Source organism: Silicimonas algicola, from assembly GCF_003970735.1.
In the GTDB taxonomy this organism is placed as follows: domain Bacteria; phylum Pseudomonadota; class Alphaproteobacteria; order Rhodobacterales; family Rhodobacteraceae; genus Silicimonas; species Silicimonas algicola.
Map to the genome: position 1 here is coordinate 3,954,291 of NZ_CP034588.1, position 17,588 is coordinate 3,971,878.

The 17,588-nt window shown below is 65.6% G+C and carries 17 protein-coding genes, 1 tRNA gene and 1 pseudogene; 15 read left to right on the forward strand and 4 right to left on the reverse strand.

What is annotated here, in order from left to right:
- The first annotated feature begins 58 nt into the window (after positions 1 to 58).
- From EF888_RS19625 to yaaA, 10 genes and pseudogenes are all read left to right on the forward strand, one after another.
- A complete protein-coding gene (locus EF888_RS19625; protein ID WP_109760446.1) occupies positions 59 to 796 on the forward strand; it encodes a THxN family PEP-CTERM protein in 738 nt (245 codons plus the stop codon).
- A gap of 206 nt (positions 797 to 1,002) precedes the next feature.
- The gene (locus tag EF888_RS19630; protein WP_109760445.1) at positions 1,003 to 1,719 is read left to right on the forward strand and encodes a THxN family PEP-CTERM protein; all 717 of its coding nucleotides are present in this window, start codon (positions 1,003 to 1,005) and stop codon (positions 1,717 to 1,719) included.
- 117 nt (positions 1,720 to 1,836) lie between these two features.
- Positions 1,837 to 2,445 (forward strand): 3-isopropylmalate dehydratase small subunit, encoded by a 609-nt coding sequence (leuD, locus tag EF888_RS19635; protein ID WP_109760444.1) that lies wholly within the window; start codon positions 1,837 to 1,839, stop codon positions 2,443 to 2,445.
- A gap of 254 nt (positions 2,446 to 2,699) precedes the next feature.
- Positions 2,700 to 3,539, forward strand: coding sequence for a hypothetical protein (locus tag EF888_RS19640; protein WP_109760443.1), 840 nt, complete (start codon positions 2,700 to 2,702; stop codon positions 3,537 to 3,539).
- Between the two features lie 158 nt (positions 3,540 to 3,697).
- A pseudogene (locus tag EF888_RS19645) lies at positions 3,698 to 4,513 on the forward strand (endonuclease/exonuclease/phosphatase family protein).
- Between the two features lie 71 nt (positions 4,514 to 4,584).
- Positions 4,585 to 5,691 (forward strand): 3-isopropylmalate dehydrogenase, encoded by a 1,107-nt coding sequence (gene leuB, locus EF888_RS19650; protein WP_109760442.1) that lies wholly within the window; start codon positions 4,585 to 4,587, stop codon positions 5,689 to 5,691.
- A gap of 103 nt (positions 5,692 to 5,794) precedes the next feature.
- Positions 5,795 to 6,676 carry a DUF2167 domain-containing protein gene (locus EF888_RS19655; protein WP_206508372.1) on the forward strand — a complete coding sequence of 294 codons (882 nt, stop codon included), beginning with the start codon at positions 5,795 to 5,797 and terminating at the stop codon, positions 6,674 to 6,676.
- A gap of 75 nt (positions 6,677 to 6,751) precedes the next feature.
- Positions 6,752 to 7,753 carry a DMT family transporter gene (locus EF888_RS19660; RefSeq protein ID WP_109760441.1) on the forward strand — a complete coding sequence of 334 codons (1,002 nt, stop codon included), beginning with the start codon at positions 6,752 to 6,754 and terminating at the stop codon, positions 7,751 to 7,753.
- A gap of 15 nt (positions 7,754 to 7,768) precedes the next feature.
- A tRNA-Pro gene (locus EF888_RS19665) sits at positions 7,769 to 7,845 on the forward strand.
- A 50-nt stretch (positions 7,846 to 7,895) separates the two neighbouring features.
- On the forward strand, positions 7,896 to 8,672 hold the full coding sequence (gene yaaA, locus EF888_RS19670) for a peroxide stress protein YaaA (RefSeq protein WP_109760440.1): 777 nt from the start codon (positions 7,896 to 7,898) through the stop codon (positions 8,670 to 8,672).
- On the opposite strand, the gene EF888_RS19675 is transcribed toward yaaA, so the two are convergent.
- Positions 8,669 to 11,026, reverse strand: a complete 2,358-nt coding sequence (locus tag EF888_RS19675) for an ATP-binding protein (protein ID WP_109760439.1) — start codon at positions 11,024 to 11,026, stop codon at positions 8,669 to 8,671. The genes yaaA and EF888_RS19675 overlap by 4 nt on opposite strands.
- A 65-nt stretch (positions 11,027 to 11,091) precedes the next feature.
- Complete coding sequence (locus tag EF888_RS19680; protein WP_109760501.1) at positions 11,092 to 12,267, reverse strand: acetyl-CoA C-acyltransferase family protein; 1,176 nt, start codon at positions 12,265 to 12,267, stop codon at positions 11,092 to 11,094.
- A gap of 132 nt (positions 12,268 to 12,399) precedes the next feature.
- On the opposite strand from EF888_RS19680, the gene EF888_RS19685 reads away from it, so the two are divergent.
- The 4 genes from EF888_RS19685 to EF888_RS19700 all read left to right on the forward strand — a co-directional run bounded on the left by EF888_RS19685 (position 12,400) and on the right by EF888_RS19700 (position 14,457).
- The gene (locus tag EF888_RS19685; RefSeq protein WP_164721763.1) at positions 12,400 to 12,924 is read left to right on the forward strand and encodes an EF-hand domain-containing protein; all 525 of its coding nucleotides are present in this window, start codon (positions 12,400 to 12,402) and stop codon (positions 12,922 to 12,924) included.
- Positions 12,925 to 12,985: 61 nt separating this feature from the next.
- Complete coding sequence (locus EF888_RS19690; protein WP_109760437.1) at positions 12,986 to 13,591, forward strand: RNA polymerase sigma factor; 606 nt, start codon at positions 12,986 to 12,988, stop codon at positions 13,589 to 13,591.
- Positions 13,584 to 13,946 carry a hypothetical protein gene (locus tag EF888_RS19695; protein WP_109760436.1) on the forward strand — a complete coding sequence of 121 codons (363 nt, stop codon included), beginning with the start codon at positions 13,584 to 13,586 and terminating at the stop codon, positions 13,944 to 13,946. Before EF888_RS19690 ends, EF888_RS19695 begins: the two co-directional genes overlap by 8 nt.
- A 4-nt stretch (positions 13,947 to 13,950) precedes the next feature.
- Entirely contained in the window at positions 13,951 to 14,457 is a 507-nt protein-coding gene (locus tag EF888_RS19700; protein ID WP_109760435.1) for a periplasmic heavy metal sensor, read from the forward strand.
- Here the strand turns inward: EF888_RS19700 and EF888_RS19705 are convergent.
- Positions 14,444 to 15,853, reverse strand: coding sequence for a diguanylate cyclase (locus EF888_RS19705; protein ID WP_109760434.1), 1,410 nt, complete (start codon positions 15,851 to 15,853; stop codon positions 14,444 to 14,446). The genes EF888_RS19700 and EF888_RS19705 overlap by 14 nt on opposite strands.
- A gap of 166 nt (positions 15,854 to 16,019) precedes the next feature.
- Here EF888_RS19705 and EF888_RS19710 point away from each other — a divergent pair, with 166 nt between their 5' ends.
- A complete protein-coding gene (locus tag EF888_RS19710; protein WP_109760500.1) occupies positions 16,020 to 16,307 on the forward strand; it encodes a DUF3572 domain-containing protein in 288 nt (95 codons plus the stop codon).
- Here the strand turns inward: EF888_RS19710 and phaZ are convergent, their stop codons facing one another.
- The gene (gene phaZ, locus EF888_RS19715; RefSeq protein ID WP_109760433.1) at positions 16,308 to 17,573 is read right to left on the reverse strand and encodes a polyhydroxyalkanoate depolymerase; all 1,266 of its coding nucleotides are present in this window, start codon (positions 17,571 to 17,573) and stop codon (positions 16,308 to 16,310) included.
- Positions 17,574 to 17,588 lie beyond the last annotated feature (15 nt).

The window sequence follows — 17,588 nt, forward strand, 5'->3', positions numbered from 1 at the left end:
GGTTCCTCATGAGAACAAGTCGCGCAAGCAAGCGCGTCGTCATCATTGAGGAAGAGACATGTTTCTTGCACGTATGGCGGCCATCGCCACGGCGGCCCTGTGTGTGGCCGGTCCGGCGGCCGCAGCTTCGCTGACCATCACCTCGATTTCGGGCATCTGGTCGTCGTCGACCCCGACGGTGTCCGGCATCGGCTCGGAGGACATCAGTTGGGGCGTTCCCGCAGAGACCCGGAGAAGCGGCTATAGCTTCGACCATGCGGCAACGCCGGTCACGGTCGAAAGCGACAGCGACTTCGTCATCGGCACCTTCACCCACAACAACTTCCCGATCCGGGGCAGCTTCCTGCAAAGCGCGAACCTGCGTGTAACGCTGGAGATCGCTGGCTTGGCCAACCCCATCGTCTCGGTCTTCTCGTTCCTGCACGACGAGACGCCGAACAGCCCGGCACGCTGCCGCAACGGCGAGGCGAACGCACAGGGCGTGAACGCCAACGGCTGCGCCGACCTGGTAACGGCGACCCTGAACCAGGGCCGGTCCGAGGTCTTTTCCATCGACGGGGTGAACTATGTCCTCGACATCATGGGCTTCCAGTACCTTGGCCAGAAGCTGACGGATTTCTGGACGACCGAGAACCAGTCGAACGCCGCGCAGTTGCTGGCGGTGTTCTCGACCGACGTCGAACAGCCCGGTCCGGGACCTGATCCGGAAACCCCGTCCGAGGTTCCCCTGCCCGCCACCGCGCTTCTGCTTCTGGCCGGTCTCGGGGCGCTGCCGCTTCTGCGGCGCAAAGGCTGACATCCAGGAACGCGGCGTCCCTTCGCCGCGTCCTTTCTCACGCCTATCAGCCGTACAGGGCGTCACTTTTCGGTGACACTATCTGCCGTTGGTCATTAACCAACGGTTAGGTCAGTTGTTGCATGGATCGATTGTGGCCATACTGTGTCACTAGTGTGTGGAAATTCCGGCGACGCGCTGAGTCGCGCCGCGTGAGTAGGTGGTAGATGAAACTTCAAAGGTTCTTCGCGGTCCTTTGTGCCGCGCTTTGTCTGGGAGGCTCTGCATCCGCGGCCACCCTGGACATCACGTCAGTCCATGGCATCTGGGAAAACGCTGGCCCGGCCGTCAGCGGTCAAGGCACGTCGCGGATCAGCTGGGGTAAAAGCACGGGCTGGGGCAAGAGCGGATACACCTTCGCTCCGACGCCGGGCACGATCCATGCCGAGGAAGAGACGCCCTTCAACCTGGGCCTCTTTCAGCACCTCAACCATCCGATCAGGGGCAGCTTTCTCGAGACGACCGACCTGGCTGTCAGTTTCATGGTCGATGGGCTGGACCGGACGTTCACGTCAGTCTTCTCGTTCGCGCATTGGGAGACTGCCAACAGCCCCCGCACCTGCGCCAACGGCGAGAGGAACCGCCAGGGCGTCAACGCCGCAGGCTGCGCCGACCGCGTGACGGCGACGCTGAACCTCGGCCAGTCGGACAGCTTCGTCATCGACGGGGTGAGCTATGTCCTCGATATCCTCGGGTTCTATCGGGGCGGAGACGTGCTGACCGAGTTCTGGACGCGCGAGAACGCAATCAACTCGGCCTCCCTGGTGGGCGTTTTCCGGACGCTTCCCGGCGAAGACAACCCGCCCGAAGTGCCGCTGCCCGGCACGGCGCTTCTGCTGCTGGGCGGTCTGGCAGGCCTTGCTGCGGTGCGCAGGCGGCGCTGACTCAGGCCCAAAGACGACATCAGGGGCCCCTCACGGGGCCCTTTCGTCTGTCGTGCGCCCTTGCGCCCTGTCCCCTCGTGGGGCAGAAACGCTGCGGCTTCAGGAAAGGACCGCCGGATGGACAAATTCACCAAGCTCACGGGTATCGCGGCGCCGATGCCGCTTGTGAACATCGACACCGACATGATCATCCCGAAGCAGTTCCTGAAGACGATCAAGCGTACCGGGCTGGGCGTGAACCTGTTCGACGAGATGCGTTTCGACCGCGAGGGTAACGAAAACCCGGATTTCGTGCTGAACAAGCCGGCCTACCGGAATGCGCAGATCCTCGTCGCGGGCGACAACTTCGGCTGCGGTTCGTCGCGCGAGCACGCGCCCTGGGCGCTGCTGGACTTCGGCATCCGCTGCGTGATCTCGACGAGCTTTGCCGACATCTTCTACAACAACTGCTTCAAGAACGGCATCCTGCCCATCGCGCTGCCGCAGGAAGACGTCGACAAGCTGATGGACGACGCCGAGCGGGGCGCCAACGCTGTCGTCACGGTCGACCTCGAGAGCCAGACGATCACCGGGCCGGACGGCGGCTCCATTTCGTTCGAAGTCGACGAGTTCAAGAAGCACTGCCTTCTGAACGGGCTCGACGACATCGGCCTGACGATCGAGAACGCGGCTTCGTCCATCGACGCCTACGAGGCAAAGGCAGGCCAGGAGCGTCCCTGGGTCTGATCGATCCGACAACCACAAGATGCGGGGCCATTCTTCGGCGTGGCCCTTTTTTGTTTCTTTATTGATGCAATGTCGCACCATTCAGGACACGAAATTGTCCAGAAATTCATTTAGTTTTCAGAGGTTATTGCTGTGATGTCCGCAACAAGGCAGAAATGGGGCAACAATATGGCAGACCGTCGGACCGGACGGTTGGAACCGGACGAGCGGACCTGCCGGCCTGAAGGTCGGCGCCGCGACAAGGGGCAGAGGCAGTGATATACCGGCTGGTCGGCGCGGCGGTCCGTGCATTTCTCGTGGTTCTTTTGATCGCGACGCCGTCGCTGATCCTTCCGGGAATGTCGACGGATGTCTCGCAGATCGTCACGCTGATCGCGATCTTCGGCGCGGGCCTCACCTTCTTCGAATACGCCTCGACCTATCCGGGCCTCGTCGAGTTCCGCGATGCGCCGCCGTTCAATCGCATCCGCTTCGGATCGCTGTTCGTCACCGTGATCCTCTTGTCGCTTGTCACGCGAGGCTCGATCGCGCCGACGATGCTCACCTCGGTCATCGACGGCATCGGCGCCTCGGTCGGACGGCTGATCGATTTCCCCTATTCGCCGGTACGCCTCGTCGTGCTGATGCTGCCGCCCGAGGCGTCGGTGCGCCACGTCCAGCTTGTCCGGGACTCGGCCGGGATCGCCTATGTCATCTCGCTGGCGACCCTGGCGATCTTCGTCGTGGTGCAGCGCATGTACCGCTGGCCGCTTCAGCGCGGCAGCTTCAACGTCTGGATCAACCTGCCCACCTTCGACCCCACGGCGGGCGGCGACGTTGTGGAACGGCTGGAACGCGACGCGCGCTTTAACATCGCCTTAGGGTTTCTACTGCCATTCCTGACGCCGGCGGTCATCAAGTCGGCGACGGCGCTGTTCGGCGCCGTCACGCTGGAAAGCCCGCAGACGCTGATCTGGACGGTGGCGGCATGGGCATTTCTTCCGGCATCCCTCTTCATGCGCGGCATCGCCATGGGCCGGATCGCTGCACTTATCACGGAAAAGCGGCGCATGTCGTCGCAGGACGAAGGCAACGCCGGGCTCTTGCCGGTCTGATCCTTCTCTGCCTCGTCGCCGCGCCCGTTTGGGCCGAGCGGCTGAAGATCGCCACCTTCCACACCGAGCTTTCGCGCGACGGCCCCGGCCTGCTGCTGGAGGCCATCCTGTCGGACGGCGACCCCCAGGTGGGCGCAGTGGTCGCGGTGCTGAAAGAGGTGGATGCGGATGCGGTTCTGCTTCTCGACATCGACTGGGATCTGGGGGGCGTGACCCTGAACGCACTTGCGGATCAGGTCGGAGGCTATCCGCACCGGCTGGCTTTGCGACCGAACCGGGGGATGGACAGCGGTCTCGATCTGGACGGCGACGGGAGACTGGGCGGGCCCGGCGATGCGCAGGGCTGGGGCGAGTACGCCGGACAGGGCGGCATGGCGATCCTGTCGCGGCGGCCTGTCGCGATGGAGGAGGTCAGGGACTTCACCGGCCTCTCCTGGACCGACCTGCCGGGACATCGAGCGCCGAACGGAACGCCCGAGGCGCAGCGGCTGTCGACGACAGGGCATTGGGACGTGCCCCTGATCTTGGCCGACGGCACGCGCCTGCACCTTCTGGCCTGGCACGCGACGCCGCCCGCCTTCGAGGCGCGGAACGTGGCGCGCAACAGGGACGAGACGCTGTTCTAGTCGCAGTTCCTCGACGCCGGCTTCGGGCCGCCCCCGGAGCGGTTCGTCCTTCTGGGCGATGCGAACGCCGACCCCGAGCGCGGCGAGGGGGACAAGAACGCGCTGGCCGATCTTCTGGCTCGGCCGGACCTGACAGACCCGGAAGGCACACGAGGCATCACCGCGGACTGGACGGAGCTCGAAGGCGGACCCGGCGCGCTGAGGGTCGACTACGTGCTTCCGTCCGCGACGCTTGAGGTGATCCGCGCCGGCATCCACTGGCCCGAAGACGACGGCGCCAGAGACGCTGCCGCGCGCACGGCCTCACGGCATCGGCTGGTCTGGGTCGAGGTCGAGACGCGGCCCTGACCCGGCACCGCTTGACGCTATGGAACGCCCGCGCTAGGCCCCGTCCGACCCATTCAGGAAGGCGTTTCCCCATGAGCACCCCCTCGCTTCTCATCCTGCCCGGCGACGGCATCGGCCCCGAAGTCATGGCCGAGGTCCGCAAGGTCATCGACTGGTTCGGCGACAAGCGCGGCCTGAAGTTCGAGGTGAGCGAGGATCTGGTCGGCGGCGCCTCCTACGATGTCCACGGCACCCCGCTGACGGACGAGGCGATGGAGCACGCGCAGTCGGTCGACGCGGTGCTTCTGGGCGCGGTAGGCGGGCCGAAGTACGACGTCCTCGACTTCAGCGTGAAGCCCGAGCGGGGGCTGCTGCGGCTGCGCAAGGAGATGGACCTCTATGCCAACCTGCGCCCTGCCCAGTGCTTCGATGCGCTGGCCGACTTTTCGTCGCTGAAGAAGGACGTGGTGGCCGGACTGGACATCATGATCATCCGCGAGCTGACGAGCGGCGTCTATTTCGGCGAGCCGCGCGGCATCTTCCAGGAAGGCAACGAGCGTGTCGGCATCAACACGCAGCGCTACACGGAAAGCGAGATCGCGCGGGTCGCGCGCTCGGCCTTCGAGCTGGCGCGGAAGCGGGGCAACAAGGTCTGCTCGATGGAAAAGGCGAACGTCATGGAGTCGGGCGTTCTCTGGCGCCAGGTGGTACAGGAGGTTCACGACGCCGAATATCCGGACGTCGAGCTGTCGCACATGTACGCCGACGCGGGTGCGATGCAGCTGACGCGCTGGCCCAAGCAGTTCGACGTGATCGTGACCGACAACCTCTTCGGCGACCTCCTGTCCGACCTCGCCGCGATGCTGACCGGTTCTCTCGGGATGCTGCCGTCGGCGTCGCTGGGTGCGCCGATGGCGAACGGCCGTCCGAAGGCGCTGTACGAGCCCGTCCACGGGTCGGCCCCCGACATCGCGGGGACAGGCAAGGCGAACCCCATCGCCTGCATCCTGTCCTTCGCAATGGCGCTGCGCTATTCGTTCGACAAGGGCGACGAGGCCACGCGGCTTGAGGAGGCGGTCAACGCCGTCCTGGCGGATGGCCTGCGCACGGCCGACCTTCTGGGACAGGACGGCGCGGCGCCCGTGTCGACCGCCGAGATGGGCGATGCTGTCGTGGCGAAGTTGTCCGCCAGCCTTTGATCCGGTCGCGGGCGGCGCCGTTCGGGTGCCGCCACACGGTCGCACGCTCGCCCGATTTGGGTGGATAAGTCCGGCAGGACTCTTCTGCCAAGGACCTTCAGCGATGAGAGCCATTTTCGCCTGCGCCGTGATTGCGGCCACCGCAGGTCATGCGAACGCGAAGACGTTCGACGAGATGTTCCCCGGCCACAAGGGCTATGAATACGCCGAGGTGAACGAGGCGCTGCGCAGCTTCGACTACCAGCAGGGCACCGTGCTCTTGCCGGGCGGGCAGGCAAGGCTCGAGGTGCCGGAGGGCTATTATTATCTTTTCCCGCAGGACGCGAACGTCGTTCTGACCTTCCTCTGGGGTAACCCCGAGGCCGAGACCCTGGGCATGGTGTTTCCCGCCGGCATGACACCGTGGGACGATGAGGTCTGGGGCGCGGACATCAACTTCGACGCCATCGGCTATGTGTCGGACGACGATGCCGAGGACTATGACTACAGCTCCCTCATGCGCGAGATGCAGGCCGACGCCCGCGTGGCCTCGGCGCAACGCGTCGCGGACGGATACGATACACTCGAGCTTCTGGGGTGGGCCGAGCCGCCCCGCTACGACAAGGCGTCGCGGAAGCTGCATTGGGCGATGGAGCTGAAGTTCGGCGGCGCGGACGCCAATTCTCTGAACTACTCGCTCCGGGCTTTGGGCCGCGAGGGCGTCATGACGGTCAACTTCATCGCCGGGATGGATCAGCTCGCCGCAATCAAGACCGCGCTGCCCGATGTCGCGCGCATGGTCACCTTCGTCGACGGCAAGACCTATGCCGACTTCGATCCATCGGTTGACCAGGTCGCAGCGGTCGGCGTCGCGGGCCTGATTGCGGGCAAGGTCCTGGCATCCAAGGCCGGGTTCCTGGCGGTCGGGCTTCTATTCCTGAAGAAATTCGGGATCCTGCTCCTGCTTCCGCTTGTGTGGCTGAAAAACGCCTTCCGCCGAAGCTGACATCGGTGCTCGAGCCTTGACGCCGACGGCGGCGTGGTGTCGTTCTGGCCGCATAGCACTAGCGACCGGAATCCGATGAGCCTCGAGAAATCGAACCTGAAGGGCGTCGCCTTCGCCCTTTTCGCTTTCGCGGTCTACTCGGGCCACGATGTCGTCATCAAGTTCCTGGGCGAGAACATCTCGCCCTTCCAGATCCTGTTCTTCAGTGTCCTGCTCAGCTTTCCGCTGGTCACGCTGATGATGATGCGCGAGCGCACGCAGGGGAACCTGAGGCCGGTCCATCCGGGCTATGTCGCAGTGCGGACCATCGCGGGAACGATCACCGGGGGCTGCGCCTTCTACGCCTTTTCCGTCCTGCCCTTGGCGCAGGTCTATGCCTTCATCTTCGCCGCGCCGCTTCTGATCACCGTGCTGTCCATACCGATCCTGGGTGAAAAGGTCGGCATGCACCGATGGGCTGCCGTGGCACTTGGTCTGATCGGCGTCCTGATCGTGCTGCGCCCGGGGGCGGCGCCCTTCACGCTCGGCCATATCGCTGGCCTGACCGCGGCGGCGGGCAGCGCCATCGTCAGCGTCGTCACGCGCAAGATCGGGCGTGAGGAGCGGAGCGCGGTGCTGATGCTCTATCCGATGATGACCAACGTGATCGTCATGGGCGCGATCCTGCCTTTCGTCTGGGTGCCGATCGAGTTGGGACAATTCGGGCTTCTGGCGCTGATGTCGACGCTCGGGTTCATCGGGGGCGTGTGCAGCATTGCCGCCTATCGCAACGGCGATGCGGCCATCGTCGCGCCGATGCAGTATTCCCAGATCATATGGGGCGCGCTGTTCGGGCTTCTCATCTTCTCGGAAGTGCCGGACCGTTACACGCTCGTGGGCGCGTGCGTCATCATCCTGGCCGGCATCTACGTCGTCGTGCGCGAAAGCCTGGGCGGGTCGAAGCACACCCCGGTGCTCGAGACCCGCACCCAGCCGCGCACGCCCTCGGGCATCACCATCAGCGCCATGCTGAGAGACCGTGCGGTGCGCGTCCTGCCGGGACATGAGGCCCTTGCAAAAGGGGCGGAAGCCAAGTAATCCGCCCCGCACGGTCGGGCAGTGGCGCAGCCTGGTAGCGCACCTGCTTCGGGAGCAGGGGGTCGGAGGTTCGAATCCTCTCTGCCCGACCAAGATCGACGCGGGCCCCTTCGGGGGCCTTCTTCGTCTGGGGGGAGGCCCGATGCTCGTCACCATTTCGCCCGCCAAGCGGCTCGACTGGACCGGGCGTGAGGGGGTCACGACCGAACCCGAGTTCCTGGCCGACGCCTCACGGCTGGCGGGGCACGCGCGGCAACTTTCGCTCAAGGCGCTGAAGGGCCTGATGGACCTGTCCGACGACCTCGCGCGGCTGAACCGCGAGCGGTTCCGCGACTTCGCCTCCGACCCTGGCGACGCGACGACCCGACCCGCAATCCACGCCTTCGCGGGGGATACCTATCGCGGCTTCGATGCCGCCTCGCTGGGTTCAGACGACATGGCCTGGGCGCAGGATCACCTGCGCATCCTCTCGGGTCTCTATGGCGTTCTACGCCCGCTCGACGCCATCCAGCCCTATCGGCTGGAGATGGGCAGCCGCCTGAAGACGCGGCGCGGCACGACGCTTTACGCCTATTGGGGCGACAGGATCGCAATGGCGCTGAACGAGGCGGCCGAGGCCGTCGGCACCGATGTCGTCGTCAACTGCGCCAGCCGCGAGTATTTCTCGGCCGTGGAGCTGAAAGCGTTGAAGCCGCGCGTCGTCACGCCAGAGTTCTACGAGGTGACGGGTGGCACGGGGCGGATGGTCGGCGTCTTCGCCAAGGTCGCACGGGGCGCCATGGCGCGCTTCATCGTCGACAACCGCGTGACGACGGTCGAGGGGCTGCGCGACTTCGACCTTGGAGGCTATCGCTTCGTTGCGGCCGAAGGCGACGGCGCAAGGCTGATATTCCACCGCGACGAGGACGTGCGGGACTAGGCGCGGGCGGCATCCGCCGCCTCGAAAGCGATCGCCTGCTGGAGCGGTTCGCTGTGCGGCGGCCGGGCGGCTTCGATGTGCCGGATGAGCTCGCCCTTCTTCACGGGCTTCGTCAGGTAGTAATCGATCCCCGCCGCCAAGATCTCTTCGGCGTCGCCTTCCATCGCGTGCGCCGTGATGGCAACGATGGGGCAGGGCATGGAACCTTCCGAGGCCTCGATGCGACGTATGCGGCGCGCGGCCTCCTTTCCGTCCATGCGCGGCATCGAGATGTCGGTGAAGACGATATCGGGCCGCCACCACTGGAAGATGTCGACCAGCTCCTGTCCGTTTTCGGCGAAGACGAGGTCGATGCTCAGGGATTTGAGCATCTTTTCGATGACCATGCGGTTGGTTCGGTTGTCCTCGGCCACGAGAACGCGCGCGAGGCGGGGTCCGGTCTCCCGGGGTGGCGTGTCGACGAGGTCGAATTCGGGTTCTGTCGCGTCGAAACACGCATCGAGTTGAGCGCTGTCGTCGTCGGGGGTCGTATCAGAGGTGACGGGACCCAGGACGGGCATATCGACCAGGACGGCGGGCGTAAAATCGCCCTCAGCCTCTGGCTGACTCTGAGGCTCCGGGGGGAGGACCGAGCGCAGGACGCGCAGCATCTCGGCGCGCAAGACGGGGCGTTGCAGGGCGCCCGCGAAGGCGGTCTGGCCTTTCGGCATCCGTCCGATGGTGTCGGTCACGAGGAAGATCGCAGCAGGGCGGTGATGGGCGGACACATCGGTTGCAAAGACCTCGACGTCTTCGGCCGCGTCGCTGCCGATGAAAACGATGTCCTCGGGTCCCGGCGGAAGCGCGTCGATTTCCTGCCTCGACGCCGCCACGACCGAGCGGAGGCCCATCAGCCCGAGTTGCTTGATGAGAATGTCGCGGTTCATGCCGTCGCGATCGAGGACGATGGCGCGGTGCATCCATCCGGGCGCCGAAACCTCGTCCGAAGCCGCGTCCTCGACGATCGGAAGCGTGATCTGGAAGCCGAAGACCGACCCCTGCCCTGCTTCGCTGTCGACCCAGACGTCGCCCTTCATCAGCTCGATCAGCCGACGCGTGATCGCAAGACCCAGGCCGGTACCGTCGTGAGTTCTGTCACGGTCGTTCTCGACCTGGTGAAATTCGCGGAAAATGTCGCCCAGCTTGTCGGAGGGGATGCCGACGCCGGTATCCTCGACCGTGAGGTGGATGCGGTACTCGGTATCGGCTTCGACCGGCAGCCCCACGACGCGGATCGCGACATGCCCTTCGGACGTGAACTTGATGGCATTGCCCACGAGGTTGGTCAGCACCTGCCGGATCCGTCCCGCGTCGCCCAGATAGCTCGTCGGCATGAAGAGGTCGTAGTCGACGGCGATCTGAAGCCCCTTGTCCGACGCACTGGGGCTGAGCAGCATGACGACGTCGTGGATGCAGCGTTCCAGATCGAACGGCCGCGCCTTCAGACTGACCTTGTCGGCCTCGATCTTGGAATAGTCGAGCACGTCGTTGATGATGACCAGAAGCGCCTCGCCCGAGGTGCGGATGGTGTCGATATAGGCGCGCTGCTCGTCGTCGAGGTCGGTCTCGGCCAGAAGGTCGGCCATTCCGATCACGCCGTTCATGGGCGTCCGGATCTCGTGGCTCATGTTGGCGAGGAAGGCCGACTTGGCGCGGTTCGCCGCTTCGGCGCGTTGGCTCGCCTCTTGCAGGGCATGCTCGCGCTCGATCTGGTCGGTGATGTTGAGCGCCAGCGTGACGAGGTCCCCATCGCGCGTGCGGCGGTCGATGAGCTTGATATAGGTTCCGTTCCAGACCTTGAGGACCGCGCTTTCGATGCGGTTGGCCTTGAGCCGGTCCAGCATCTTCTGCTTCCACGTCGCCGCCTTGATGCGGCCGGTGTCGACGATGCCTTCCTCAGCCAGAAGAGCGAAAAGCTCGGACAGCGCGATGCCGGGCCGCACCATCTCGAGCCCGTCGAAGATCGCGAGATAGGCGCGGTTCGCCGCAATCAGCACGTCGTCGGGACCGAAGACCGCGAAGCCGTCGCGGATCGTTTCAAGCGAGTCCCACAGCCGCCGCTCGGCGATGGTGATCGCGCTTTCGGCGGTGCGCAGGTTTTGCTGCGCGCGGTCATACCGTTCCTGAAGCAGGGCCGCCTCGGTCCGGACGCTCGCCACCTCTTCCTGCGTCACCGCGATCTCGCTCGACAGGTGGCGGGCGTGAAGCGACAGGCTTTCGTTGGCCTGGTAGAGTTCGGACTTCATCTGCTGGAGAAGCCGCTCGGCCGCGAGCCGGGCGCGGCGCTCGGAGGCCAGTTGGTTCGACAGGTCCATTGCGTGCGCTCCCTCTCGGCAACGCACTCGTTATGAAATCCTTTAGGTAAACGAAGGCTTAAGCGTCATAGACGCTCGATCGCCAGCGCGATTCCCTGCCCGCCTCCGATGCACATTGTGACCAGCGCCCGCTTGCCGCCGATACGCTCGAGTTCGTAGAACGCCTTGATGGTAAGGATGGCACCCGTCGCGCCAACGGGGTGACCCAGTGCGATGGCGCCGCCGTTCGGGTTGACCCGCGCCGGATCGAGGCCGAGGCCCTTGTTGACGGCGAGCGCCTGCGCGGCGAAGGCTTCGTTCGATTCGATCACGTCGAAGTCGGCGACTGTCAGGCCGGTGCGCTTCAAGAGCGCCTCGACCGCGGGCACTGGACCAATGCCCATGACCTCGGGCCGGACGCCGGCGTGGGCGTAGCCGACGATCCGCGCGCGTGGGGTCAGTCCTGCCGCCTGCGCCGCCTCGGCGGTGGCGAGGACCAGAGCCGCGGCGCCGTCGTTGATGCCGCTCGCGTTGCCGGCGGTGACGCTGCCGTCCTTCTGAAAAGCCGGGCGTAGGGACGCGAGCTTGTCGAGAGAGGTCTGCTTGGGGTGCTCGTCCGTGTCGAACGCGACCGTTTCGCGCTTCACCTTCACCTCAACGGGCACGATCTGGTCCTTGAAGCGCCCCTCGGCGATGGCGCTCGCCGCGCGTTCCTGGCTCTCCATGGCGAAGGCGTCCTGCGCCTCGCGGGAGACGTTGTGTTCCTTCGCGACATTTTCCGCGGTGACGCCCATGTGACCTGTGCCGAAGGGACAGTTGAGCGCGCCCAGCATCATGTCCTGCGCGCTGGCGTCGCCCATCTTCTGACCCCAGCGCGCCTGCGGCAGGATGTAGGGCGAGCGGCTCATGCTCTCGGCGCCCCCGGCAAGTCCGAAGTCGGCGTCGCCGAGCGTCAGCGCCTGGACGACCGACACGATCGCCTGCGCGCCCGAACCGCAAAGACGGTTCACGTTCATCGCAGGTGTGCCGCTGGGGATACCTGCCTCCATCGCGGCCACGCGGCTGAGGTACATGTCGCGCGGTTCGGTATTGATGACGTGACCGAAGACCACGGTGCCGATCTGCGAGGGCTCGACTCCCGACCGCTCCATTGCTGCCCTTGCCACGGTCGCGCCGAGGGTGATCGGCGCCACATCCGCCAGGCTGCCGCCGAAGGTGCCGATGGCGGTCCGTGCGCCCCCGAGGATGACGATATCCTTCATGTTCTTCACTCCGAGTCAGGTCGGCTCAAGGAAACAGGTTCGCCCGCTCGCGGCCAGTGCGGAAATTTTCTGCGACGGAAATGCCTGCCAGCTCCGTTGAATGCACATGATCGGAACATGGAGTGCATACCGATGGACAAGAACAAGTTGAAGATCCTGCTGGCCACCACCCTGATCGCCGCCGGCGCAGGGATGGCGATTGCGCAGGACACTGCCACGACGCCCGACGCCGAAGCGACCGAAGCCGGGCCGATGGATTTCGCCACGCTTGACGCCGACGGCTCGGGCGAGATCACGGTCGAGGACATGGAGGCGATGCGCGCCAACCGCTTCGCCGAGTTCGACACGAACGGCGACGGCAATGTCACGCTCGAGGAGTTCACCGCCCACGCGCAGGCGAAGGCAGCCGAGCGGGCGGGCGAGATGTTCGGACGTCTCGACGCCGACGGCGACGGAAACCTCAGCCGCGACGCGCTTGAAGCCCGCATGGGCCGCGGGGGTCCGGGCGCCCGGATGATCGACCGCTTCGACACCGACAACTCGGGAGGTGTGAGCCAGGAAGAGTTCGACGCCGCGAAAGAGCGGATGACCGAGCGTCGCGGCATGCGAGGCGGACATGACGGGGAAAAAGGCGGGTGGCACAAGTTCCGCAACTGACGCCAGCCGCATGCGAAGCCGGATTGCCTGACGGGCGGTCCGGCGCTACGCCGGGGTCGCGATGGACGGACAGAACTCAAGGCCAGACGCCCCGGCGGACGAGGCGCCCGACGCGGCGCTTCTCGTCGCCTTCGCCAATGGTGACGCGGCGGCGGGGCGCGACCTCGTCGCCCGCCTCGCCCCGCGGCTGTTCGGTTATTCCGTGCGCGTCCTGGGCGACAGGGCCGAGGCCGAGGACGTGGTGCAGGAGACCATGATGAAGCTGTGGAAGGTAGCACCGGACTGGCGGCAGGGTGAAGCTCAGGTCTCGACCTGGGCCTACCGGGTTGCGGTCAACCTCTGCACCGACCGCCTGCGGCGGCGAAAGGTGCGCGGTCAGGTCCCGCTGGAGACCGTGCCCGAACCGGAAGCCGACATCGCCTCGGCGGTCGACCGGATGACCGAAACCGCGCGCGCCGATGCCTTGCAGGCGGCGCTGGACGAGCTGCCCGACCGGCAGCGCCAGGCGGTCGTCCTGCGGCATCTCGAAGGTCTGTCGAACCCGGAGATCGCGGCGATCATGGACATCGGGGTGGAGGCCGTCGAAAGTCTGACCGCCCGCGGAAAGCGCGCCCTTGCGGCCATCCTGGCCGGGCGCAGGGAAGAACTGGGGTATGACAATGGATAGCTCTCAGGACGGCCGCGATGATCGAGCGCTGGACGCGCTATTCGAGGCCGGGCGCGCAAGGCCTCCCCTGCCCTCGTCCGCGTTTCTTTCGCGCCTCGAGGCCGACGCGGTGGCGTCCCTGTCGCAACGCCCCGTCGAGACCGCCCCCCGGCGGCGGGGCCTCCCCCGGCGGTTCGGCTTCCCCGGGATCTTCGCTGCCTCGGGATTGTCTCTTTCGGCGGCGGCGGGCGTGATCATCGGCTTCGCCTCGCCGGACCTCGTCAGCCCCTATACGACGCTGTCCGACACCGGCGACGATATTGCGACGCTCTACACCTTCCTTCCGGGCGCTGATCTTGCCGCCCTCGACGAGTGACCCCATGACCGACACCTCGCCTGAACAGCAGCCGAAGCCTGCCACGCCGCGCCACCGAGGGCGCTGGGTGATGCCCCTTCTCTTCGTATCGCTCGCCGTTAACCTTCTGGTCGTGGGACTCGTGGTCGGTCACGCGCTGTCGCCCGATGCCCGCTTCGAGCGTGAAGGGCGGCCCGCGCGCGGGGTCATCGGAGAACCGTTCATCCGCGCGCTGCCCGACGCCGACCGGCGCGCGCTTATGCGCGATGTGATGCAGGACCGTGACCGGATCCGGGAAAGTCGCGAAAGCCTGAAGCAGCGCTTCGAGGCGTTCCTCGCCGCCCTGCGCGCGGTTCCTTTCGATTCGGACGAGGTGCGCCGCCTGCTTCTGGAACAGCGCGAGGCCGCGGTCGGACGCCAGGAAATCGGCGAAGCACTGTTGATGAAGCGCCTGGACGAGATGAGCGACGACGAGCGCGCCGCTTACGCCGACCGGCTGGAGGAGTCGCTGGCGCGTCTCAGGCGGCGCTGAACTCGACCCGATTCCGACCTGCGGACTTGGCACGGTAGAGGACTTTGTCCGCGATTTCGAAGGCCTGCGAGATCGGCGTCATGCCGGAGCCACCGATCCTGTCGAACGTTCCTGTCAGGGCGGCATGGTGGACTAGGGTGTCGATGCAGTGGACGGCGACGCCAATGCTGGCCGTCACCGGTACGCTGCGGTCGGCCTCGAGCGATACCGGTCTGGAAGAAATCGCGTCGCGCAGTCGTTCCGCCGTGCGCTCGACCTCGCGGCCCTCGGTCTCGGGCAGGATCACCAGGAACTCCTCGCCTCCGTAGCGGCAGACCAGGTCGCAGGCTCTCAGGTTGTCGCGCAGCCGTGCCGCGGTCTCGACCAGAACTCGGTCTCCCGAGGTGTGGCCGAAGCGGTCGTTGATCTCCTTGAAATGGTCGATGTCGATAAGCATCAGTGCAAAGCCCCGTTCGTCGTCATGGGCGCGAAGCACCATGTCGGCCAGGTAACTTTCGGCGTATCGGCGATTGTAGAGACCGGTCAGCGGATCGGTGGCGGCCAGTCGGTAGCTTTGTTCGTCGGACTGCCTGAGGCTGTCACGAAGACGCTTGCGCGAAAGCATCGCGTCGATGCGGATTGCCAGCTCTTCTCCGGTGGAGCTGCCGGCGGCGACGTCGCCTGCACCCAGATTCAGGGCGCGCGTGGCGATGTCGGGACGGTCGCCCGGATGGACGACCAGTACTGGGGCATGACGCGAATGGCTGCGGTCGCGCAGTTCGGGTAAAAGCGTGTCGAGAGACAAATACCCCGGTCCGCTGACAAAGACGTAGGCCTCGGGAGCTGCGGCGCTCGCATCGTCCCTCAGAACCTCGTCGAGCGAGGGCGTGTCGAAGCGATGCGGGAGGGTCGTCCCGAGGATATTGGGCAGGGCCGGCATCGAGGCGAGGTCTCCCACGCAGGCCACATGCGCGCGACGACGGAACCCTGCCGCGGCCTCGGCGAACCCGAAGCTTGTGGCGGTCGCGCGACGCCGCTCGCACTCCCTCTCGGTCTCGCCGTCGCGCAACAGGCCCCGGATCCGCGCGAGAAGAAGCGCATCCGGCATTGACCGGCTGAGGATGTCGCGCGCGCCTGATCGCAGGGTTTGAAGCCGGCGCATTGGCGAAGGCGCCGTATCCAGACAGAGGATCGGGGCATGGGCCAGACCTGGCGTGCCTCGCAGCCCGGAAATAACCTCGCCCGAAGAGCCCCCGTGAAGGCCGAGGACGATAAGGTCGGGTTCGGGTGCGTCCAACCGCCCTGCCTCGGCCGGGGTTTCGGCGCTGGCGACGCGGTGGTGGGCCTGCTCGACCAGAGCGGACAGCCGTATCCGGTTGGTGGCGACCGAATCGATGACGAAAACGCACTTGGGCATTCGGTTGGGCTTTCGTTAAACAGCGAGGACCGATGCCGTCAGTTTTGGCGAAAACGGTTAACGAAACCTTTCCGGGAGCCAGGCCAGCCGAGGTTTGGCAGCACGCCGCGTATTTGACAGCGAAGCGGAATGATCGCTTGATGCAACTGAACGGATGGGAGACCGCATGACCCCCCTCTCGCGCGATTCAGCCGAGCTTCTCGCCATTGAGGCCCTGTCGTGGCTTGTCGGCAACGACGATCTCTTGCCGACGTTCCTGGGAGCGACGGGTGCGACGGAGGCCGATCTGCGGGAAAGGGCGAGGGATGCGGACTTTCTGGCGTCAGTCCTGGATTTCCTGTTGATGGACGACGCCTGGATTTCGGCCTTCTGCCAGTCGGCCGACTACAAGCCCGACTTTCCGATGCGCGCCCGCGCGGCCCTGCCGGGCGGTGCCGAGGTCAACTGGACCTGATCAGGCCGTCTCGCGCCGCGCCTTCTGACTGGACGCCGGGGTGTTCTGATCAATGAAGTTCAGCACCAGCGGCCGGATGTTGTTTCGCCAGCTCTTGCCGGCGAAGATGCCGTAGTGACCCGCCTTGGGCTCGAGGTGCGAGGCCTTCTTCGAGGCGGGCAATCCGGTCAGCAGGTCCAGTGCGGCGAGGCACTGTCCCGGCGCCGAGATATCGTCCTTCTCGCCCTCGACGGTCTTGACCGCGACGTCCGTGATTGCGCCGATGTCGACCTTCCGTCCTGCGACGGTGAAGTCGTTTCGGGCAATCTCGCGGTTCTTGAATATGCGTTCGACGGTCGAAAGATAGAACTCGGCCGTCATGTCCATCACGGCGAGGTATTCGTCGTAGAACTTGTTGTGCTTGTCGTGGTCGCCCGCTTCGCCCTTGGCGACGCGCACGATCTGTTCGCTGAACGCCCGGCTGTGCGTTTCGCCGTTCATCGACATGAAGGACGAGAGCTGCAGCAGGCCCGGATACACCTTTCGGCCGACCCCGGCATACTTGTAGCCGACGCTCTGGATGATGAATTGCTCGAGCTGCCCCATCGTCACACGGCGGCCAAAGTCGGTCACATCGGTCCGCGCGGCGTCGGGGTCAATGGGACCGCCGATCAGCGTCAGGGTGCGGGGCTGCGCCTTGGGCTCTTCCGCCGCGAGATAGGCGGTGGCGGCAAGGGCCAACGGCGCGGGCTGGCAGACAGCGATGACGTTGATCGATGGACCCAGATGCCGGATGAAATCCGACAGGTACATCGTGTAGTCCTCGACGTCGAACTTGCCGGCGCTGACGGGAATGTCGCGCGCGTTGTGCCAGTCGGTGATCCAGACTTCCGCGTCCGGTAGCAGGCTTTGAACCGTCGAGCGCAGGAGCGTGGCGTAGTGCCCGGACATGGGCGCAACGAGAAGGATGCGGCGTTTGCGTTCGGCGCGTCCCGAAGCGCGGAAGCGGATCAGGTTGCCGAAGGGGCGCGACAGTTCGGTCTGAACCGTCACGACGTGGTCGCGGCCGTCGTCGCCCACGATCGCGTCTATCCCCCAGTCGGGCTTCACGACCATGCGCGAAAAGCTGCGCTCCGTCACCTCGCCCCAAGCCGCCATCAGGCGGAATACCGGGTGAGGCACCGCCCCGAAGACCGGGTAGGACGCCATGGCGAATGCCGTCGCACCGATCCACTGGTTGGTGTTGCGGACCGTTTCCATCAGATCGTAGGTCATCATCTGTCGCATGGACATATCCCTGCT